Here is a 19,252-nt window from a genome sequence, read left to right as displayed (position 1 = left end):
TAGTTGGATTAAATGAGCGTTTCGCTAGTGTAACTTTGACCAATTACCGCGCAGGCGATCAGGATTCCCGCCAAGTAAATCCAGATATTTGTTACGGCTAATTTCCACTGCCCCCATACTTTTTAGGTGATTAGTGACGAATTGACAGTCAATATGGCTGAATCCAAGCTGTGGTAATTTTTGGCACATTAAGACCAAAATAATTTTTGATGCATCGGGAATATGGCTAAACATTGATTCACCGCAAAATACACGATCTAATGCGACACCATACAACCCACCGACCAGCTTATCATTGCACCATAGTTCAAAACTGTGCGCGCGACCTTCGTGATGGAGTGTCTGATAAACTTGGCGCATACCATTGGTGATCCAGGTTTCGCCATGACTATTTTGACAATGGTGAATCACGGAAGTGAAATCATGATCTATTTTGAATGTAAACGTTAGCCGCCGCATACGCCGATGTAAACTGCGGCTGATATGAATATTGTCGCAGGGCAGTACGCCGCGTTGTGCAGGCGACCACCACAATGGTAATGCATCATTTTCATACCACGGAAAGATGCCTTTGCAGTGTGCCTCAAAAATTCTCTCCGGAGTCAGTAGGCCGCCAACTGCTAATAATCCATCCTCATCGGCTTGATTAGGGTCAGGGAAGTTGTCATGTGGATGTAGCAAATGTTTCATATATCTCTTTGATTGCAGTTATGCATCGGGTAACCGCCATATCCAGACCATCACAACAATGCACACTAAAATGACTGTTGCACTGATCCACCACAAATGTGTACCAAGGATATAGGTTGTGATAGGAAGAGAGATGCAAAGCATTGCAGTGGCAAGAATTTTAGCTTTACGCGGGATGGCACGATGCTCTTCCCATGCTCTGATCGGTGGACCGAAAGTTTTGTGATTAAGTAAGTACTGATGAAATCTAGGTGAGCCCTTGGCAAAGCAGATTGCCGCTAGAATCATAAAAGGTACGGTAGGCATCACCGGTAATACAGCACCAACTAGGCCAAGTATGAAAGCAGTTATACCGCCGATAAACCACAGTAATTTCACAAAATATCCTTATGTAGCATACTTAAATTATTTAGAGTAGCGCGTTATTGTAGCGGTTTCCTTGCTCGACCGCACTTTGCTACATATTTATTAAGATTATCTTCGCATGAATAATTTATCATTGTTGTTTATTATCTTTGAAATGTATGTCTAGATTTAAAGCGTACTATTTTGGTATTAATTAAAATAACAGCTACTTGAAATTAATCTTTACGAAAAGAGAATCATTGATGTCTCTTGATAATAAAAATTTGATAATGTTGTCGATCTGTTTATAATAAATCCAAGACTCAGCAAATAATGCTGGATGAGATCTAAAATTGGTCATGATTTTAGGTTGCAATCACAGAATTTGCGGGGATCTCATAGAGGCAATAAAGCCGTATTGATCATTGCAATCGATGCGCGGAGAAATAATCATGAGCAATGCAGAAACAATAGCCGGAGCGGCATTTACGCCCGGTGCTGGTTCGAACAAGCTTGGGCGTCGTAAGATGCTCATAGCAACGGCCAGTGGCGTTAGCGCCGTGGGTGCAGCCTTTGTAGCCGTACCATTCTTGTCATCGTGGCTGCCAAGCGAACGTGCGAAAGCAGTTGGTGCACCGGTGAGCGTTGACATATCAAAACTTAAGCCAGGTGCGCTACAAACCACTTTGTGGCAGGGTAAGCTCGTCTATATTTTACGGCGAACCCCTGAAATGCTGGCATCCCTTCCAGAACTCGATAATTTACTGCGTGATCCTAATTCGCAGGAGTCCGATCAGCCAGAATATGCAGCTAATGCAACACGTGCCAAGCGTGAAGACGTGATGGTGATGTTGGGTATTTGTACACATCTAGGGTGTGCACCAATGCTGCAATCTAAGGAAGAAGGTCGTGAAGTCCGTGGTGATACCAGTTGGTTAGGTGGATTTTTCTGCCCATGTCATGGTTCTAAGTTCGATTATGCAGGGCGTGTTTTCAAAGGTGTCCCTGCACCAATCAACTTGGTTGTACCACCATATAAATTCGCATCGGATGACGTTGTTGTCGTTGGTGATGATAGTGAAGGGAGTGCTTAAGTATGGCCATAAAGTCTAATCCTTATAAAACGACCGGCTTTGTCGGTTGGATTGATGATCGCTTCCCTCTGACAGTTTTGTGGAACGATCATCTTGCGCGTTATTACGCACCGAAAAACTTCAACTTTTGGTATTACTTCGGCTCACTCGCCATCCTGGTTCTAGTTAATCAGATCCTGACTGGTGTCTGGCTGGCGATGTTTTACAAGCCAAGCGCAGCCGATGCTTTTGCTAGTGTTGAATACATCATGCGTGACGTTGATTTTGGTTGGTTGATTCGCTACATGCACTCAACCGGCGCATCATTCTTCTTCATTGTAGTGTACCTGCATATGTTCCGCGGATTGCTTTACGGCTCATACCGTAAGCCACGTGAACTCGTATGGCTGTTTGGGGCTTTGATTTTCTTATGCCTGATGGCCGAAGCATTCATGGGTTACGTTTTACCGTGGGGCCAAACGTCTCTTTGGGGTGCAAAAGTTATCATCTCGCTGTTCAGTGCCATACCGGTGATAGGTGATCCTTTGGTGACTTTCATTCAAGGTGACTTCTATATTTCAGATGCCACATTGAACCGCTTTTTCTCATTGCACGTTATTTTGATTCCGCTGGTATTGATCATGTTGATCGCAGCACACATCATTGCTTTGCATGAAGTTGGCTCGAATAACCCGGATGGTATCGAAATCAAGGCCAAGAAAGATGAAAATGGTATTCCATTAGACGGCATCCCATTCCACCCGTACTACACAGTCAAAGATTTGGTTGGTGTAGGCGTGTTCTTGCTGATTTTTACTGCGATCATTTTCTATATTCCTGATTTTGGGGGCTACTTCCTTGAGCATGCCAACTTTGAGCCTGCAAATCAGCAAGTAACTCCTGAACACATTGCACCTAGTTGGTACTTTGGTACGTTCTATTCCATTCTGCGTGCAATGACATGGGATTGGTTCGGAGTTCCTGCAAAATTGTGGGGTGTTATTGCGATGTTTGGTGCGGTGGCTATGGTATTTATCTTGCCATGGCTTGATCGTTCACCAGTTAAATCGATCCGTTATAAAGGTTGGATCTTTAAAACGGCTCTGACATTGTTTGTTATCGCTTTCTGCGTACTGATGGCACTTGGCACAATGCCACCAACTGACGCTGTAACTTTCTGGGCACAGGTCATGACGGCAGTATATTTTGCTTTCTTCCTGTTGATGCCTATTTACAGCAAGTTAGACAAGACCAAACCAGTTCCGGATCGGGTGACCAAATGATGAAAAAGACCGTATTATTACTGGCCGGTTTTTTTGCAGTCGGCCATATCCAAGCAAACAGTGGTGCTACATTTCCTAATGAGTCTTATAGTGCCGATGTCAGCAATCAGGAATCGTTACAGCGTGGTGCCAAGTACTTCATGAACTATTGTTCTGGGTGTCACTCGGTAGAGTATCAGCGCTATAATCGTACCTTTAGAGATCTTGGTATTCCTGAAGATCTAGGTGAAGCGAACCTGATTTTTACTGGCGCAAGAGTTGTTGATCAGATGCATAACGCCATGGATGCTGAAGATGCTCAGCAATGGTTTGGTAAAGCACCACCAGATCTTTCGTTAACAGCACGTGCTAAAGGAAGCCAGTTTATCTACAACTACCTGAATGCTTTTTATGTAGATGATTCTCGTCCACTTGGATTTAATAACTCTGTTTTTCCTGGTGCAAGTATGCCGAATCCACTTTGGCAGCTGCAGGGGTTACGCAAGCCAGTATTCGAGACTACAGAACATTGCGAAACTGTTGATGGTGAAAAGCACTGTGAAGAAAAATCGGTACTAAGTGGCTTTGAGTCAATTACCGAAGGTGAGTTAAACGATAAAGCTTACAAGGCTGTTACGGCTGATCTCACCAATTTCCTGACCTATGTTTCTGATCCTTCAGCGTTGGATAGAATGAGAATTGGTCCTTGGGTATTGACGTTTTTGTTTATTTTGACCATCATATTCTACTTACTGAAGAAAGAATATTGGCGAGATATAAAACATTGAGTTGCCCATGAGTCTAATTAATCTAAAAAAAGGGGGGCTGGCGCTATTTGCCAGCCCTAAGCATATAGCCAGCCATCGTATCCGTATCATTGCATCATGCAAAGATTTGGAAATGGAGTACCTCGAAATTGACCCGGATAATATTCCGGGTGATTTATTGGAGATCAATCCAAATGGTCGCTTACCTGTACTCGTTGATCGTGATCTTGTGCTCTATGATGAGCGCGTGATCAGTGAGTATCTTGATGAGCGCTTTCCTCATCCGGCATTGATGCCGATTGAGGCAAATATGCGAGCGAAAATTCGTCTCTTTGCATATGAGATCGAAAAAAATTGGTATCCGGATGCTGACTTTCTTGAGCATGGAAAACCCGCAGCAGCAAAGCGCAAAAAAATGCAAAAGACATTGCGTGAAAATATTTTGTTGTTGACGCCGTTCTTTAAAGGCAGAAACTTTATTGTTGGCGATGAAATTTCCTTGCTGGATTGCTGTATTTTGCCAATTTTGTGGCGTTTGCCACTCTATGAAATAGAGCTTCCAAAAGCTGCTCAGCCTATCCAAAAATATATGGATTATCATTTCAAGCAGCCTTACTTTACGGAAGCACTGTCAAGCTATGAGCGCGGCATCCGCCATGACTGAGCGTAAGCCGTATTTATTGGAAGCAATCTATGCGTGGATTGTGGACAATGATTGCACACCGCACTTGGTTATCGCCCATCCTGGAAAGGGGTGGGTGAGCGGTGTGCCACAGCATTTGTTGGAAGATGATGTTTTGGTATTGAATATTTCTCCTCAAGCCACTCAGTCATTGCACATAGATGCTGATGCCTGTTATTTTGAAACCCGTTTTCAGGGCAAGGCCTGTTCTGTTAGCGTTGCAATGCCTGCAATCCACTCTTTGGTTGCGCGGGAAAATGGAGAAGGGATTCAATTCGGTGTTGAAGAGCATGTCGCTGAAGGGCCGAAAGCGGATCTACTTGAGTCTAATCAGAAAGACAAGAAAGCAAATACTAAATCAGCTTCTCATCTTAAAATCATTAAATAATTTATTGTTGTATTATTGAGGTGAGTAGTGCCTCGCTATTTGTATTGGCCTTTACCTATTGGCCCATCTAAAGCTAGATGACGTCAGTTTTCTCTGAGTTTATCGTGGTATTTCTTATACCGTTTAACTGTTTTGAATGACCATCAATAGCAATTGTATGGTTGGGGCATGGGCAATATTGTATTCCCTAGTCCAGTGTAAAGGTAAGAAATTAAAATAGCTGTATATGCAATCTTGATTCGGGGTATATCTCAAGAATTTTCGCATTTGCTTATCATGATCGGACACATTTTCTTATGCTTAAAAAAACACCTTTAGCCGGTATTCTATTTGCAGGTTTAGCTGCTTTTGTGAATGGTAGCGTAGGGGTCTTGAGTGTTTTTTTGTTTAGCAGAGATCTAAGTTCATCAGATGTCGCCTTTCTCAAATGTATTTTGGCATGTTTCGTTGCTATTAGTATTGTTCTACTGAGTGGTAAAAGTGCAGCACTCAAAAATTATTTGCGTCAAAAATGGTTGCTCAGTGCAGTATGCGCTTTTTTTGGTTTTTTTGTACTGTATCATTTTGAAACAGCAGCATATCTGACCGTTCCTGTGGCTGTAGTTGCTTTTTGTTTTATCGGCAGTGCAACATTGGTTACTTTTATGATTTCTGCATTGCTTCAGCGTCGTTGGCTGAGTTTTAGAGAAACCGTCTCTATTATTCTTGCTCTTATCGGGATGTACTGTTTATTTCTTGCCAATACAGAAGAAGTTCACAACATAGCGGGTCGACCTATAGCTGGATTGATTAAAGCCTGTCTTGCCGGAGGGGGCTATGGACTATTTATGGTGCTGGCAAAATATTACCGCTTAGGTTCTGGTATGGTCGTCATTGCTAGCCTAACTATTTTTGCAAGTATATTTTTGTCTGTTCCTGTCATTTTGAATGCTGAACTAACAATTCCCTCCGAGCCAAAAGTATGGCTTGGTTTATTAAGCCTTGCGGTTTTACCTACCATTGGTGGCTTTTGGTTCACGACGAAGGCTTTGACTTTGCTCTCAAGCCAATCAGTGCAGCTAATAGAGCTGCTTGAGCCCGTGTTTGCCTTATTATTCGGACTCATTTTTCTTGCCCAGCTACCAGCTGGTATGCAACTTTTTGGTGGGGCAATGGTGCTGGCTGCAATTCTTGTTCATGAGCTATGGCCAAAACTTTCCCATACTGGAAAGTGATACTACGTACTGGTAGCCAAGTAATAATATTGTGCGATCGCTTTGTTGGGTCACGGTTATGTGGTGTTCGTTTGAATACTTGAAGGACTACTTTGTAGGAGGCGTACAAATGTTAGAAGTGTCTCCATGCAATACTTTTGAAATATTATTGCTGCTCTGATCTCTTATAATGACGGCATGAAAGATAAAGTTACTATTATTGCTGCGGCTAGTGAAGATCCGGGAGAATTACAATTACCGTTATTCTCAACGGGGATACGAGCAGGATTTCCATCACCCGCAGATGATTATGTTGAGCAGCTGCTGGATCTGAATGAGCTGTGCATTGAGCATCCTGCTGCTACTTATTTTTTACGTGTTGATACCGATGCAGATAGCATGATCGATGCCGGTATTTATCCAGGTGACTATCTGGTCGTTGACCGTTTTATTCGGCCTGTTGATGGCGATATTGTTATTGCTCAGTTAGATGGAGATTTTACAGTCAAGGAGCTATCGCTATCACCATTGGCATTAGTTCCACGTAATGATGCCTATCCCACTATTGAAGTTAATAATGAATCTGAGTTGGTGATTTTTGGTGTGGTCGTAAGTGTGGTACGAAAAATAAAGCGCCGATCAAAGTAATAACCGTTTTGGAGTGGGAGTCCCATGGAAAATATGAAAATGATGATTGATCATATTGCTGGTATTGTCGAGATGATTGGTGTGCTGATCATTTTTGTAGGTATCGTATATTCATTAGCCCGCTTCTTGATCTCTCTTAGAAAATCCGAAGAATTTGGTTATGTCGCATTACGGCAGTCGCTTGGTAAATCTATCCTCTTAGGATTGGAAGTACTGATTGCAGCAGATATTATGGCTACTATCGTGACGGCACCTACATTGCAATCAGTTGCTATCTTAGGCGTAATTGTGCTTATTCGTACGATCCTCAGCTTCTCATTACAAGTTGAACTGGAAGGGCGCTTCCCTTGGCAAGGGCAAAAGTGCTGAAGTAGCCATAATGTCATTTGCTCTGATTGATGCGAACAGTTTCTATGTTTCCTGTGAGATGGTATTTCGTCCTGACTTACAGGGTAAGCCTATTGTTGTACTGTCGAATAATGATGGCTGTATCATTGCCCGGAATGCTGAAGCAAAAGCACTAGGTATTGGTATGGCTGAGCCGTACTTTAAAATTCGTAACCAGCTTAGACAGCATGGTGTGGTGGTTTTTTCGAGTAATTATGCGCTTTATGCGGATCTGAGTAACCGTATGATGCATATTATGCGTGAACTGGCTCCTCAAGTTGAAGTGTACTCAATTGATGAGTGCTTTGCAGATACTCGCGGTATTGGCGATCTTTGCGTAGTTGGTCGTGAATGGCGGGCAATTATTAATCAATGTACTGGGCTAACCTGTGGTATTGGTTTTGCACCAACAAAAACCTTGGCAAAATTAGCCAATCATGCAGCAAAGAAATGGCCAGCAACAGGTGGCGTAGTTGATCTATCCAATCCAGCTCGGCAAAAGCGCCTCATGCATTTACTTCCCGTGGATGAAGTGTGGGGCGTTGGACGTAAATTATCGATCCAGCTGGGAGAATATAAAATTAGAACTGTAGCGGATTTAGCTAATGCTGATCCAAAATGGATACGCAAGCGCTTCTCCGTGTTATTGGAGAAAACAGTATGCGAACTTAATGGAAAATCTTGCCTTGCCATAGAAGAAATGGCTGCAGCTAAGCAACAAGTCATTGCGTCACGCAGCTTTGGCCGGCCTGTGACCGCAATTGAAGACTTAAGTGAAGCAGTAGCTGAATATACAGCTCGTGCCGCTGAAAAGCTGCGCCATGAAGACAGGCTGTGTTCAATGATCCATGTTTATGGGCAGTCCTACGGGCAGCCATATCGGAATGTGGGGCGTTCTGTGATATTAGCTGAACCTACCTGTGATACCCGCGATTTAGTCAAAGCCGCACTGTCACAGATAGGTACAATATTTCAAGAGGGTACAGCATATAAGAAAGCTGGTGTGATGTTGTCTGAACTGGTCAGCCCGCATAACCTTCAGCAATCGTTATTTCGGCGATCCGACATTCGTAATGATAGGTGCTTGATGTCGGTCATTGATTACCTTAATCAAGCAAAGCGCCACTCTGTTCGCCTTGCGGCGCAGGGGATAGAGCAGCGATGGGGTATGACACGCGATCATCTCTCTCCAGCCTATACGACCAAATGGTCGGATATACCTACAGTGAAGTAAGTAATAGAGTAAAGGAAGTTTGGAGCGGGTGAAGGGAATCGAACCCTCGTCTTAAGCTTGGGAAGCTTCTGCTCTACCATTGAGCTACACCCGCCTAAATTTAGATACTATAATCCTGATCGCGGTTGGTATGCAATATTATGGCACGGGTTATTTTGGTACATCCAGTTTTTTGAAGCTGCGGTAGTGGTCGGCAGTATAGTAATAGATGACGGGTGGCTTTCCGCCAGTAACGATGCGGCGGGGGCCTCTGTCTTGTGAACCTGGTGTGGGGACGGTGAATTCGCGGTAGTAGCCGTATGGCTTTTGTGGCAATAGGCGTTCGCGATTTTCGAAGGTACTACCATCCTTATGTGGGTACGGGTAAGGGCCACCTTGCTTGATTAAGGAGATAGTTCGGTCAATATTTGGGTCGCCAGTGATCTGGTGGGTTGTGCTATCCTGCTCTGTAACAGAAACTTGCGACGTTTCTTGTGGAAAAATCTGTTGTTCGAGTTGAGGCCATGCATTGAATAGCCCGGCAGCAATTAGACCCAATGCGGCTATGCCACCGAATAGTCCTTTTGATTTTCTACGCCTTATTGTGCGGCCATTTGGTGTGCCTTTGATGGCATTCTTGTGGCTGTCATGTTCTGCGCATACTTCAGTGGCACTGGGTTTGCCGTTACCTTCCAGTTGATGGTCGAAGCTGACACGTAGTCCTTTCTTTGGCCGCTGATTCAGTGCCCACTTGCTTATATGGAAAAAGACATCCTGTCCATTGTCGTCTGGACTAATAAAACCGTAGCCTTTTTGGTCATTCCAATATTTGACTGTACCTTTACGCATTTTTTCCTGTTGAAGCGATTAGTTTATGCAACATTGTAAAGCGCTGAGATCGATAAACCAATGTTAATTCTATACTCTCGATATCTGCTATGTCAGATATTGGCTGGTTAACCTTATGATAAAAAGCTAACTAAAGTATATATTAGGATGTCAGAATTTATGGCGAAGAAGGGGGAATGAATCGGTGCTGATACTCAGCTAGATAGCTTATTTTGAGTTTGATAAAAATTGCTGTGGCTGTGTTTAATGTCACTGAATGTTATCGCATAATGGCTTTATATAAATCAATGCAAGTGAGGCGGTATGGATTTCTGGCACGGCTTTTTATTAATCACGGGAGTGCATTTATTGGCGGTTGCTTAGCCTGGCCCGGATTTTGTACTGGTATCGCAACAGACGTTAGCACGTGGTCGGCGTATGGGCTTGCTGTGTAGTTTCGGTATTACATTAGGATTGGCAGTTCATATCGTGTATTCAGTACTGGGATTGGCGGCCGTGATTGCCCATTCCCAGCCATTATTGACGGCGATCAAATGGTTGGGGGGGCATATCTGATTTATCTTGGTATCCATGGCCTGCGTGCGCAGCCACGGGTTGTTGATGATATAGTTTTTGCAACTGGTGCGGTGAAGCATCGTAGTAATATATCTGCATTAGTGATTCGTCGTGGTTTTTTCTGTAATGTCCTTAATCCAAAAGCTCCCGTATATTTTGTTACATTGTTCACGCTGGTATTGTCACCGGATATACCACTATGGCAGTTAAGTGTCTATGGTATGTGGATGATGGTGCTGCAAATGGCATGGTTTTCGACGGTGGTGATGCTGTTATCGCTCCCGGTAGTCAATCGTCGCTTTCAGCGCTCGGCACATTGGGTCGACCGTGTGCTTGGAGGGGCAATGGTGATACTTGGTATCAATGTTATTCTGCGCCGTGGATAAGTGCATAAAATAGGAAGTTAGTCCATCAAACATATTGAGTACAACAGCAATTGTTGTGCTCAATATGTTTGATGGAGTGGCTATTTCCACCTCATTTAATTATAAAATTTATGATGTTCCTTAAAGTGCTTGGGTTTTGCCTGTTTATAGCTTAGAATCTCGCCCCGAGCGAGCCAGACAATCGCTGACGAAAAGTTGGAGGAAAGTCCGGACTCTATAGGGCAGGGTGCCGGGTAACGCCCGGGCAGCGCAAGCTGACGGCCAGTGCCACAGAAAATATACCGCCTGCTTTGCAGGTAAGGGTGAAATGGTGCGGTAAGAGCGCACCGCGCCTGTGGTAACACAGGTGGCATGGTAAACCCCACCCAGAGCAAGACCAAATAGGGAATCTTTGCGGCGGCCCGTCGTGATTCCGGGTAGGTTGCTTCAGGTGGTTGGCAACAACCATCGCAGATGAATGATTGTCCACGACAGAATCCGGCTTATCGGCTCGCTCAACCCGTCCCCGTAGCTCAATTGGATAGAGCGTTCCCCTCCTAAGGGAAAGGTTACAGGTTCAACTCCTGTCGGGGACACCATACATAAAAGCCAATTTTTCTTTATATTTATAACAATAATAAATACTTATGGTATGTATTTTGTGTTCTGCACGATTCTTTATATTTCTTACTCCTTGTATCAAACAGTAAAGTAACGCCAAAATTACGCCAAACCATATTTATATCCGTATTGGATTTGATGAGAAATTATAGGCTGGGTGTAAAAGAAAGGAGAGGGTAAGGTGTTGCTCGTTTAAGTTAACTAACGGTCAACTGATTGATTGCAATAAGTGGAAAATGCCCATCAACTAGAGGCCGTCTTCTCAGACCATATTATTTTTGATGAGCAAGATAATTGATTATTTAGCTTTGACTGATTTTTGCAATTTGGTTAAGCGGCCAGCGGGCTCTAACGTTAATAGCCAAGCTGCTATGCTGTACTTCTGATAGCCGTTGTGCTGCTGCATAAGCAATCATTAGCGCATTATCACCACATAAGCTTAGCGGAGGGAAATAAGCTTTTTTTCCAAGCTTATTTGCCGTGGCACTCAATTTTTCACGTAATGTTTGATTGGCACTGACGCCGCCGGCGACAACTAAGTCACGGTAGCCTGTTTCAATCCATGCACGTTTACATTTTATGACCAATGTCTCAGCTATTGTTTGTTCAAAGCAAGCGGCAATATCAGGATATGAAGCTTCGCCCTGTGCTTCGATCAACAGGCGTACTTGGGTTTTGAGCCCACTAAAGCTCATATCCATACCAGGCCGATTTACCATGGGCTTTGAAAGCTTGAATTGACGGGCATTACCTTGCTGTGCCACTTTTGCGAGCTCAGGGCCACCGGGGTAGGGGAGTCCCATTAATTTTGCAGTTTTGTCAAAAGCTTCCCCGACAGCATCATCCAATGTTTGACCCAGTAGTTGGTAATCTCCGGGGGCTTTGACAGCCATTAGCTGGGTATGCCCTCCAGAGACCAAGAGTGCGATGAAAGGGTATTGCGGCTTATCTTCACCGAGCATTGGTGAAAGCAAGTGGCCTTCCATGTGATGAATACCCAGTGTGGGTTTTGCACAGGCAAAAGCCAGACTTTTTGTAAATGAGGCGCCAGTCATGAGGGCTCCTAGTAGCCCTGGCCCTGCGGTATAAGCAAATACGTCTATATTGTTAAGGCTTATTTTCGCTTCTTTAAGTGCCGAATTCAGTAGTATGGGTAAGCGCTTGATGTGATCACGAGCCGCTAATTCGGGCACTACACCACCATGCTTGCGATGCAATGGGATTTGTGAGTAAACCTGGTTTGTTAATGTGCCACGAGTCGTGTCATAAATAGCGATTGCAGATTCATCACATGAGGATTCTGCTGCAAGGATGATGGGCATAGGGTTATAGGTGTGTCTTGATTGCTTCAGCAAGCTTAGCCGAGCCATGTAAGACATGTGCTAGCATGGCTTTCTTTGAAGTTTGGATCAATAATACTAGCGAGTGTCCGTTGTGCTCTACTGCGCGGATATAGATTTTACCTTTCTCACTATCTATGGTGATAGATTGACAATCATCTAGTGACAGTTCATTTGTTAAAGATACGGCCAGTGCGAAAAGAGAGCTACCAACCGCAGCAAGGTTATCTTTGCTGTGACTATCATTGGTGATATATGAGGCTATATCAAAGCCATCAGGTGTAGCCAAAAGAACATTTTGGATAGCTGGAACAGTTTGAGCAAAAGACTCTAATTCTTTTTCACAGGCTGACGTAAATTCTACCTTTCTATAATCTTCTAATGATTTCATTTTTTAATCCTGTATTAACGAGCTAAATCTGCTTCTATTGATGCAATCAATGATTCAACGATCAGCATAATATCTTCTTTTTCCCGTGCATCAATTTCAAAAATAGGAAAATCAATTTTGTGCTCGCTTAAAATGTCAAAGCAGTCCATTGCCTGAAGTGAATTTGGTATGTCGCAGTGTGTTAGTCCTATAACAATATGATCAAGTTCACTTTTCGAAAAGCGTTGAACATAGTAAATCAGCTCATCTTTTGCTTCTTTGCCAGAGGCATCGATGAGAATAATAGCACCTAGAGCCCCTACAGTGACAATACGCCAAACCAATTCAAATCTTTTTTGCCCAGGTGTGCCGTAGAGACCAATTTTGATATCAGGAGGCAAAATAATTTGCCCATAATCAATGCCAACTGTCGTGAGGAGCTTGTTGTGTGCTTGACGGTCTGTATTGGCAACATCTGTTTTAACCACAGATTTTTCAGACAAAGCTTCAATCGCAGTGGTTTTTCCCGCACCCATGCTGCCCGCAAATATGATTTTAAACTCTTTCATAATTAATGATTACCCATTAGGTTAGAGTCCGAGCTTGGAGCGAAGCCTTCCGATGAAACTTTTCTTTGTTTCTCGGTCTGGATCACTTTTAAGTGTATCAATGCGTTTATTTTCGAGCACCGTTTCTTCAGTTGGCTCAATAACTTCAATCTGCCCAGCCTGATTGGTTGCATATAGAAATTGCTCAATCAGTTCTGGTGCGAATCTAGTCTTTTCGACTAAATCTTCAATTTTGACAGGATGAAATTTAATCTGTGCCGCTAGACGGAGCGCTTCGCTACGACGATGCTGTGAAAAAGGCTGTGGCCAACGAATTAATTTATAGAACATGGCTGGGTCGATGCTGAAAGTCTCTGTTTGAGATTGCCATAGTGTTTCAAATAGCCACTGATCAATATTGATTCTTCGCATTGCTTCGGGATGAGGAATTTGTTCGATCTTTTTCCATCGCCAATTCTCAATACCAGGGATATCACTACGTGCAAAGTTGATATAGGCACTTTGTTCAGCTGGAGATAAATAAGCGATTTTTTCATCACATGATGTTTGTATGTACACTGCATCTCTGTTTTTGATGCTTTCAATGAGCGTGCTGTATTCCTTTGAAAGGCTCGCTGTATCGGAGTGAGCAGTGTCTAGTGCTGTTTGGTTTAGGCTTAGTAATTTATTTAGCCAGTCATTGCTGAAGTTAAGTTTATCTTCGAGTGGCAGAGTAAGCATATGGTGTTTTTGAGCAATGTCTCGACCTGATGGTTGTGTGTAAATAGATACACAAGGTGCGTTTACTGTAGCCACATATTTTTCTATTTGTGGTGTATCAAGAAATAGTGCATTGATAATAATCCCATCAAGTGCTTTGGCATTAGCTGATACCCAAATAAGATCGAATTCATGGCATTTCTGCTCCAACTGATTTTTGATGAGCAGTTCCGCCTGCTTAGAAAAGCCGAGCAAGCAGATATTTTTTGTATGCATCATAATTTTTCCTGAACATGAGGGCCGTAGTTTTGCTTACAAAACTACGGCTCAATGCTTTCTGATTAAGAAAAATCAAGTTCTTTTTCGAAAGATCGAAGCTGATGACGTGCCATCGCCAAATTTGAGCGTTGACGATCAAGTACAAGATACAGGAACAATTGATCGTTCCGTTCTAATGGGCGTAGTAAGTGGTAACCAGTTGAGAGAGAAATGAGAATATCCTCTATGCCATCATTGAGGCCAAGATTTTTTGCTACACGACGTTTAGCATTTAATACTTCTGTGTTACCTGCTGCGGCCAGCTCTAAGTCGATACCACCACCAACAGTTGCAAGTGCTAATCCACTATCTGAATCAACCAGTGCAGCGGCTTTGAAACCATCAATATCTTCTAAACTGCTTAAGTCCAATTTTGCCATTATTTTTCTCCTTAAAAATAGCCAGTAAAAAGGCCTCTATAATGTATCATTGAAGGCGGTGGACTGTCTAACCGATTTATTTTAATTAGGTATGGTGAGTTATAACTGTGGTTAATTTCTCTTATAAAAAAGAATTTGATATTACTCAGCTAAATCAGCTTGAAAAAGTCGTTGTTGACTTAACAGCTGCATTAGGTGTTGAAGCCAGTACTGTAGTTTATTTAACTGGCGATCTTGGCTGCGGTAAAACGACCCTTGCCCAGCATTGGCTACGGTACTTGGGGGTTAGTGGAGCGATTCCGAGCCCGACGTATAATATTCTTAACGAATACGAAAGTCCGAATGGGCGATATATTCATGCTGATCTATACCGTATTTCAGATCCAGAAGAATTGCTTTATCTGGATGCTCGTGAATGGTGCGAGCACGCCAGATTAATACTTATCGAATGGCCTGATCGTGGGGAGGGCTATATTCCTGAGCCCACTATGTGTTGTAATTTGTCCTTAGAGGGTGATCGTCGGAAGCTGTTGTGGCAAACTAACACGAGAGTCGCCAATAATCAGGATCGCCCGAATGACTAGAACCGTACTGCTGTTTCTTCTTATGTCGCTGTTTGCCGTTTTTAACAGCGCTTTTGCCGTGACATTGGAAAATGTGCGTAGTAATAGATTACCAGACAAGGTTCAGGTGGTTCTCGATATAAGTGCAGCGACCCAGTTTGAGCAGTTTAGCTTGGCTGATCCTCCGCGTATTGTGTTGGATTTTCCTAACAGTAAGCGCTCTGGGCGTGCTGGGCTAAAAGTGAATCAAGGTGCTGTGAGTACAGTGCGTACTGGCTATAAGGACAGTAATAAGGTACGTGTAGTCGTTGATCTTAATTATCCAGCCAAGGCCAATATCTACCCTGTCAAGCCAGGGGGAGGACGCGGTAACCGTATTGTTATCGATGTATATGACCAAAATATTGCCCCAGCATTGACACTTGAATCTTTGCCGGGCGCATCACAATCTCCATACGTTATTTTTGCTGGTGAGCCCTTGCCAAGTGCATCGCATATTCGCCCTGTAGCTAAGCCAGAAGATAAAACCAATCTTCTAACCGTGGAGCGCGCGGTCAGCCCTACAGGGAAGGTAAAGGTACAAAAGACGATGCCTGCACCACAAGCTGTAGTATCAAAGCGCGATATTATTGTCGCAATTGACCCGGGACATGGCGGCAAAGATCCGGGTGCATACAGTAAAGCGACAGGGCTACGTGAAAAAGATGCTGTTTTGCAAATTGGTTTGAAGCTTAAGCAGCAGATTGATGCGAAGCGCGGATTTCGCGCTGTTATGACCCGAGATAGTGATATCTTTATTCCTCTGCGCCAGAGAATGGAAATTGCCCGTCGTCATGGTGCAGATTTGTTTGTTTCTATCCATGCTGATGCAGTAGAGAGTTCAGCGCCTAAAGGTTCATCTGTATACATTCTCTCTACGCGTGGTGCCTCATCACAGCTGGCCAAGTATCTTGCAAATAAAGAAAATGCGGTCGACTTGAAGTGGGGGGTGGATGTGAGTAAATACGATAACGAGATCCAGCAAGCACTGCTCAATATCCAGCAGGAGGCTACTTTGGAGTCTAGCGACGTATTGGCTCGGCAAACGCTGAAAGAATTGGCAAGAATCGGGAATGTGCATAAAGCCAATGTTGAACGGGCGAACTTCGTCGTCTTACGCTCGCCCGAAATACCTTCAATGCTGGTTGAGACGGCATTTATTTCCAATCCAGATGAAGCTCGCTTATTGGCTTCTCCTGCTTATCAACTGAAATTAGCCCAGGGGATTGCCAATGGCATTGAAAGATATTTTGAGGAGCATTTACCACAGCATATGTTGCTTGGTGTGAAATGATGTCAGCTTAGCGATAGAGGCGCTGGCAGTGGCTACAATAGACGCTGCTGCGTCCGCCAATGACAGCTGATTCGAGTTTTTGGTTGCATTTGGGGCATGCTTCGCCTACTTTTCCGTAGACTGATAGAGTTTGTTGGAAATAGCCACCACGGCCATCACTGTGCAGAAAATCACGCAAGGTTGTGCCCCCTTGTCTGATTGCTTCTACAAGCACCTTTTTTATTTCATCAGCCAACAATTGATAGGCCTTACGCGGCACTTTTCCGGCGACTGATGCTGGGTGAACGGCACTATGGAATAGTGCTTCTGTGGCGTAGATATTGCCAACGCCGACCACGATGAGCTGATCCATGATAAATGCTTTAACAGCAATTTTTCGCTTTCTTGAGCGTGCAAAAAGATAATCGCCGTTAAAACTCTCTTCGAGTGGCTCAGGGCCTAAGCGCAGTAAGTAATCTGGCCATTGTGTAGGATCAATAACTTCAAATTGACCGAAGCGGCGAGGGTCGTGAAAGCGCAATGAATATTCCTTATCCAGTTCCAGCAGAATGTGATCGTGTTTTTTGATGGTTTCATTTTTGTTATTAACACGTAGGCTGCCGGACATCCCTAAATGAATGAGCAAGCTTCGTTTAGCATCAGATGTATGTAACATAAGGTATTTGGCGCGGCGTTCTAGCTTCGTGAAAGATAAGCCTTTGCACTGCTGTAATGCATTCTGGTCTACAGGGCGGCGAAGAGATGCCTGTCGGATATTTATATCTGTGATGGTTTTGTCAGCGATTAGTGGCGTCAAACCAAGACGGGTAGTTTCTACTTCAGGTAATTCAGGCATTAGTCGTTATCCATAGTTGGTGTGCATTTTCCAGACGGGGGCGTAAGGTAGGTTGGCAAAGGTATGCTTGGCCATTGTGGTAAAGATAGTGTTGTTCTGCATAAGTGTTGAATGTGCCGAAACGATACGCTTTGCCATTGATGTGGAAAGAGAAGTCATCTTGTTGGTGATGGGGCTTGATGCTTTGTTCGGGGTAGGCATTTTTGCTGCAACCAGTTTGTAAATCGTTTACCCAGCGATGAATGAGTTTTTGTTGTTCTGCACTGATCTCGCCATTCGGGCTTTGCCATTGATTTGCGCTATTTAGTATCAGATTAAGTTTGGTCGTTGTCGTGCTAATTTGCGTGATACTTGCAGGGATCGGGTTTGGCTGAGAGGCCGATGGAAAACTGAGATAAATCACCATACTTGAGAGTAACACTCCCCACAATATAATCCACTTTATTGATAACGGCATCGCTGTTTCCGCTGATAGTATTGGTAATAGAGTACCCATCCAAGCGGTAAAGCCAATAGTAGCAATGCTGCAAGGGCGTATAAATACGTCTTGCTCAATTGGATGTATTGGTCGGTGAGGGGGGTAGGTTTGGCCGCAGCGAGGACGCTATTATCCGGTAAGAGCGCATTAATGATGTTGTCTGTTAATGCTGCATTACCGGCAACTTGCCGATAGTGTTGGCTGAATAAATCACTGTCGCCAAGAATAATGATGCGCTGAACGTGATTAGCATGAGTTCGCTCCAGTAACCAGCCAGTGACCACGGTACCTTTTACGCTATGGCCGTTATTTTGGACGATAGTTTGCTCTGAGGTATAGAGTAGTGGCTGGCGTTGCCATCCGGGGGCGGGATCACCATGAGGCATGATTGCGGCAGCTTGTGCGAGTAGTGGTGAATTGCCAAGTGTACTGACGATTTCAGAGTCTCCCAGAGTGGTGATCAATAGCATTTGTGGATCTTCGATGCCGTACTGTTGTCCATCGGGATCGCTTATATACCCTGGCATAATGGTTAGTCCACTTAATTCTGCCAGCCATTTGGGTAAATAGGGGTGTGGCTGATCTGTTGTGTAAAGTAGATTGCCTCCTTGCTGGATATAGTCCGTGATTAATGGTGAGTTATTCAGGCTATTCGGCTGAGGGTCAGCAATGACCAGTACATTGGTATTGGTCGGAATAGTGGCGATAGAAGCTTGATCAGCAGCGGCAATTGTAATGCCAGCTTGCCTCATATGACGGTAACTCTCACGCCATGAACCAGCATCGTCACTGAGAAAGCCACGCTCGCCTGCACCTTGTAAGTGGATAACTTGTCGTGTTTGTTCAGGTTGTAAGGCGAGAATCGCTTGAAGGATATTAGCTGGGCTTGGCGTGGCCACGAGCTGCCCTCGGTCATGATCATCGCGAATGTAAAGTTGTCCTTCTCGACTAATGCCGCGTTTACGCACCAATACCGGTTCAGTTTCGGGATTGTAGAAAATGACCTGTAATGTTGGTAAGTGTAATTTCAGCGGGGCAAGTAATTCATTAATACTGCGACGCAAGTGTGGGTTACGGGTCGCAAATACTTCTATGGTTATATCAGGCAGAGTCTTTAATGTATCAGCTTGTGCTGTTGAGATTTGCCAAGTAGGCTGGTCCCGTAAGTCGATATTATACGGATGGACAAAAGATAACCACCCAGCGAGAAGCACTGAGATGCCGATCAGAATAAAGAGCAGTAAATGGTACAATCGGCGGTTATTCATGTCGCGAGCAAAAAACGCTATTGTAAGGGAAAATGGATGTAGCGTCATCGGCTGCGTCTTG

General features: G+C 43.9%; 24 protein-coding genes, 2 tRNA genes and 1 other RNA gene. 15 read left to right on the top strand and 12 right to left on the bottom strand.

Features of this window, described 5'->3' with window-relative positions:
• Positions 1-24 precede the first annotated feature (24 nt).
• Together aat and KRX19_06950 are read right to left on the bottom strand one after the other, a co-directional pair.
• Positions 25-690: a leucyl/phenylalanyl-tRNA--protein transferase gene (aat, locus tag KRX19_06955; GenBank protein MBV7434763.1), complete on the bottom strand. Its 666-nt coding sequence runs from the start codon at positions 688-690 to the stop codon at positions 25-27.
• Between the two features lie 18 nt (positions 691-708).
• Positions 709-1,068, bottom strand: coding sequence for a YbaN family protein (locus KRX19_06950; GenBank protein ID MBV7434762.1), 360 nt, complete (start codon positions 1,066-1,068; stop codon positions 709-711).
• 419 nt (positions 1,069-1,487) lie between these two features.
• Between KRX19_06950 and petA the strand changes: the two genes are divergently transcribed.
• From petA to umuC, 9 genes are all read left to right on the top strand, one after another.
• Positions 1,488-2,129 (top strand): ubiquinol-cytochrome c reductase iron-sulfur subunit, encoded by a 642-nt coding sequence (gene petA / locus KRX19_06945; GenBank protein ID MBV7434761.1) that lies wholly within the window; start codon positions 1,488-1,490, stop codon positions 2,127-2,129.
• A 2-nt stretch (positions 2,130-2,131) separates the two neighbouring features.
• Entirely contained in the window at positions 2,132-3,391 is a 1,260-nt protein-coding gene (locus KRX19_06940; protein ID MBV7434760.1) for a cytochrome bc complex cytochrome b subunit, read from the top strand.
• Positions 3,388-4,158, top strand: a complete 771-nt coding sequence (locus KRX19_06935; GenBank protein ID MBV7434759.1) for a cytochrome c1 — start codon at positions 3,388-3,390, stop codon at positions 4,156-4,158. The genes KRX19_06940 and KRX19_06935 overlap by 4 nt, the downstream gene beginning before the upstream one ends.
• Before the next feature lie 7 nt (positions 4,159-4,165).
• Positions 4,166-4,801, top strand: a complete 636-nt coding sequence (locus KRX19_06930) for a glutathione S-transferase N-terminal domain-containing protein (GenBank protein ID MBV7434758.1) — start codon at positions 4,166-4,168, stop codon at positions 4,799-4,801.
• Complete coding sequence (locus KRX19_06925; GenBank protein ID MBV7434757.1) at positions 4,776-5,207, top strand: starvation protein B; 432 nt, start codon at positions 4,776-4,778, stop codon at positions 5,205-5,207. The genes KRX19_06930 and KRX19_06925 overlap by 26 nt, the downstream gene beginning before the upstream one ends.
• Positions 5,208-5,503: 296 nt before the next feature.
• Positions 5,504-6,421 carry a DMT family transporter gene (locus tag KRX19_06920; protein MBV7434756.1) on the top strand — a complete coding sequence of 306 codons (918 nt, stop codon included), beginning with the start codon at positions 5,504-5,506 and terminating at the stop codon, positions 6,419-6,421.
• Between the two features lie 177 nt (positions 6,422-6,598).
• The gene (umuD, locus tag KRX19_06915) at positions 6,599-7,048 is read left to right on the top strand and encodes a translesion error-prone DNA polymerase V autoproteolytic subunit (protein MBV7434755.1); all 450 of its coding nucleotides are present in this window, start codon (positions 6,599-6,601) and stop codon (positions 7,046-7,048) included.
• Positions 7,049-7,072: 24 nt separating this feature from the next.
• Positions 7,073-7,417, top strand: a complete 345-nt coding sequence (locus KRX19_06910; protein MBV7434754.1) for a DUF1622 domain-containing protein — start codon at positions 7,073-7,075, stop codon at positions 7,415-7,417.
• Positions 7,418-7,427: 10 nt separating this feature from the next.
• Positions 7,428-8,669: a translesion error-prone DNA polymerase V subunit UmuC gene (umuC, locus tag KRX19_06905; GenBank protein MBV7434753.1), complete on the top strand. Its 1,242-nt coding sequence runs from the start codon at positions 7,428-7,430 to the stop codon at positions 8,667-8,669.
• A 20-nt stretch (positions 8,670-8,689) separates the two neighbouring features.
• On the opposite strand, the gene KRX19_06900 is transcribed toward umuC, so the two are convergent.
• Together KRX19_06900 and KRX19_06895 are read right to left on the bottom strand one after the other, a co-directional pair.
• Positions 8,690-8,763, bottom strand: a tRNA-Gly gene (locus tag KRX19_06900).
• 56 nt (positions 8,764-8,819) lie between these two features.
• A complete protein-coding gene (locus KRX19_06895; GenBank protein ID MBV7434752.1) occupies positions 8,820-9,497 on the bottom strand; it encodes a cold shock domain-containing protein in 678 nt (225 codons plus the stop codon).
• A gap of 381 nt (positions 9,498-9,878) precedes the next feature.
• Between KRX19_06895 and KRX19_06890 the strand changes: the two genes are divergently transcribed.
• The 4 genes from KRX19_06890 (at position 9,879) to KRX19_06875 (ending at position 11,016) form a co-directional block, all read left to right on the top strand.
• A complete protein-coding gene (locus KRX19_06890) occupies positions 9,879-10,052 on the top strand; it encodes a LysE family transporter (GenBank protein ID MBV7434751.1) in 174 nt (57 codons plus the stop codon).
• Positions 10,031-10,438, top strand: coding sequence for a LysE family transporter (locus tag KRX19_06885; protein MBV7434750.1), 408 nt, complete (start codon positions 10,031-10,033; stop codon positions 10,436-10,438). Before KRX19_06890 ends, KRX19_06885 begins: the two co-directional genes overlap by 22 nt.
• A 165-nt stretch (positions 10,439-10,603) precedes the next feature.
• Positions 10,604-10,939: RNase P RNA component class A (rnpB, locus tag KRX19_06880), an RNA gene on the top strand.
• Positions 10,940-11,016: transfer RNA gene (locus tag KRX19_06875), tRNA-Arg, on the top strand.
• A 324-nt stretch (positions 11,017-11,340) separates the two neighbouring features.
• Here KRX19_06875 and tsaD read toward each other — a convergent pair.
• From tsaD to KRX19_06850, 5 genes are all read right to left on the bottom strand, one after another.
• Positions 11,341-12,360, bottom strand: coding sequence for a tRNA (adenosine(37)-N6)-threonylcarbamoyltransferase complex transferase subunit TsaD (tsaD, locus tag KRX19_06870; GenBank protein ID MBV7434749.1), 1,020 nt, complete (start codon positions 12,358-12,360; stop codon positions 11,341-11,343).
• A gap of 4 nt (positions 12,361-12,364) precedes the next feature.
• On the bottom strand, positions 12,365-12,769 hold the full coding sequence (locus KRX19_06865) for a roadblock/LC7 domain-containing protein (GenBank protein MBV7434748.1): 405 nt from the start codon (positions 12,767-12,769) through the stop codon (positions 12,365-12,367).
• 14 nt (positions 12,770-12,783) lie between these two features.
• Positions 12,784-13,317: a GTP-binding protein gene (locus KRX19_06860; GenBank protein ID MBV7434747.1), complete on the bottom strand. Its 534-nt coding sequence runs from the start codon at positions 13,315-13,317 to the stop codon at positions 12,784-12,786.
• Positions 13,318-13,338: 21 nt separating this feature from the next.
• Complete coding sequence (locus KRX19_06855; GenBank protein ID MBV7434746.1) at positions 13,339-14,295, bottom strand: hypothetical protein; 957 nt, start codon at positions 14,293-14,295, stop codon at positions 13,339-13,341.
• Between the two features lie 62 nt (positions 14,296-14,357).
• Positions 14,358-14,714 carry a roadblock/LC7 domain-containing protein gene (locus KRX19_06850; GenBank protein MBV7434745.1) on the bottom strand — a complete coding sequence of 119 codons (357 nt, stop codon included), beginning with the start codon at positions 14,712-14,714 and terminating at the stop codon, positions 14,358-14,360.
• A gap of 107 nt (positions 14,715-14,821) precedes the next feature.
• Between KRX19_06850 and tsaE the strand changes: the two genes are divergently transcribed.
• Positions 14,822-15,298 (top strand): tRNA (adenosine(37)-N6)-threonylcarbamoyltransferase complex ATPase subunit type 1 TsaE, encoded by a 477-nt coding sequence (gene tsaE / locus KRX19_06845; GenBank protein MBV7434744.1) that lies wholly within the window; start codon positions 14,822-14,824, stop codon positions 15,296-15,298.
• Positions 15,291-16,610 (top strand): N-acetylmuramoyl-L-alanine amidase, encoded by a 1,320-nt coding sequence (locus KRX19_06840; GenBank protein MBV7434743.1) that lies wholly within the window; start codon positions 15,291-15,293, stop codon positions 16,608-16,610. Before tsaE ends, KRX19_06840 begins: the two co-directional genes overlap by 8 nt.
• Positions 16,611-16,617: 7 nt before the next feature.
• On the opposite strand, the gene mutM is transcribed toward KRX19_06840, so the two are convergent.
• From mutM to KRX19_06825, 3 genes are read right to left on the bottom strand one after another with little or no spacing between them, the layout of a single operon-like run.
• Complete coding sequence (gene mutM, locus KRX19_06835; GenBank protein ID MBV7434742.1) at positions 16,618-17,445, bottom strand: bifunctional DNA-formamidopyrimidine glycosylase/DNA-(apurinic or apyrimidinic site) lyase; 828 nt, start codon at positions 17,443-17,445, stop codon at positions 16,618-16,620.
• Positions 17,438-17,902, bottom strand: a complete 465-nt coding sequence (locus KRX19_06830; GenBank protein ID MBV7434741.1) for a hypothetical protein — start codon at positions 17,900-17,902, stop codon at positions 17,438-17,440. The genes mutM and KRX19_06830 overlap by 8 nt, the downstream gene beginning before the upstream one ends.
• On the bottom strand, positions 17,887-19,239 hold the full coding sequence (locus tag KRX19_06825) for a GldG family protein (GenBank protein ID MBV7434740.1): 1,353 nt from the start codon (positions 19,237-19,239) through the stop codon (positions 17,887-17,889). The genes KRX19_06830 and KRX19_06825 overlap by 16 nt, the downstream gene beginning before the upstream one ends.
• Between the last annotated feature and the right edge of the window lie 13 nt (positions 19,240-19,252).

The sequence above is a fragment of the Cardiobacteriaceae bacterium TAE3-ERU3 genome, from assembly GCA_019218315.1.
GTDB lineage: Bacteria > Pseudomonadota > Gammaproteobacteria > Cardiobacteriales > Cardiobacteriaceae > JAHUUI01.
This window is presented reverse-complemented; position numbering and strand designations above follow the sequence as displayed.

Coding starts and splice junctions, on each gene's coding strand:
- aat (MBV7434763.1), bottom strand. CDS start 690: ATGAAACATTTGCTACATCCACATGACAACTTCCCTGACCCTAATCAA.
- petA (MBV7434761.1), top strand. CDS start 1,488: ATGAGCAATGCAGAAACAATAGCCGGAGCGGCATTTACGCCCGGTGCT.
- KRX19_06940 (MBV7434760.1), top strand. CDS start 2,132: ATGGCCATAAAGTCTAATCCTTATAAAACGACCGGCTTTGTCGGTTGG.
- KRX19_06935 (MBV7434759.1), top strand. CDS start 3,388: ATGATGAAAAAGACCGTATTATTACTGGCCGGTTTTTTTGCAGTCGGC.
- KRX19_06930 (MBV7434758.1), top strand. CDS start 4,166: ATGAGTCTAATTAATCTAAAAAAAGGGGGGCTGGCGCTATTTGCCAGC.
- KRX19_06925 (MBV7434757.1), top strand. CDS start 4,776: ATGAGCGCGGCATCCGCCATGACTGAGCGTAAGCCGTATTTATTGGAA.
- KRX19_06920 (MBV7434756.1), top strand. CDS start 5,504: ATGCTTAAAAAAACACCTTTAGCCGGTATTCTATTTGCAGGTTTAGCT.
- umuD (MBV7434755.1), top strand. CDS start 6,599: ATGAAAGATAAAGTTACTATTATTGCTGCGGCTAGTGAAGATCCGGGA.
- KRX19_06910 (MBV7434754.1), top strand. CDS start 7,073: ATGGAAAATATGAAAATGATGATTGATCATATTGCTGGTATTGTCGAG.
- umuC (MBV7434753.1), top strand. CDS start 7,428: ATGTCATTTGCTCTGATTGATGCGAACAGTTTCTATGTTTCCTGTGAG.
- KRX19_06895 (MBV7434752.1), bottom strand. CDS start 9,497: ATGCGTAAAGGTACAGTCAAATATTGGAATGACCAAAAAGGCTACGGT.
- KRX19_06885 (MBV7434750.1), top strand. CDS start 10,031: ATGGTTGGGGGGGCATATCTGATTTATCTTGGTATCCATGGCCTGCGT.
- tsaD (MBV7434749.1), bottom strand. CDS start 12,360: ATGCCCATCATCCTTGCAGCAGAATCCTCATGTGATGAATCTGCAATC.
- KRX19_06865 (MBV7434748.1), bottom strand. CDS start 12,769: ATGAAATCATTAGAAGATTATAGAAAGGTAGAATTTACGTCAGCCTGT.
- KRX19_06860 (MBV7434747.1), bottom strand. CDS start 13,317: ATGAAAGAGTTTAAAATCATATTTGCGGGCAGCATGGGTGCGGGAAAA.
- KRX19_06855 (MBV7434746.1), bottom strand. CDS start 14,295: ATGATGCATACAAAAAATATCTGCTTGCTCGGCTTTTCTAAGCAGGCG.
- KRX19_06850 (MBV7434745.1), bottom strand. CDS start 14,714: ATGGCAAAATTGGACTTAAGCAGTTTAGAAGATATTGATGGTTTCAAA.
- KRX19_06840 (MBV7434743.1), top strand. CDS start 15,291: ATGACTAGAACCGTACTGCTGTTTCTTCTTATGTCGCTGTTTGCCGTT.
- mutM (MBV7434742.1), bottom strand. CDS start 17,445: ATGCCTGAATTACCTGAAGTAGAAACTACCCGTCTTGGTTTGACGCCA.
- KRX19_06830 (MBV7434741.1), bottom strand. CDS start 17,902: ATGCCGTTATCAATAAAGTGGATTATATTGTGGGGAGTGTTACTCTCA.
- KRX19_06825 (MBV7434740.1), bottom strand. CDS start 19,239: ATGACGCTACATCCATTTTCCCTTACAATAGCGTTTTTTGCTCGCGAC.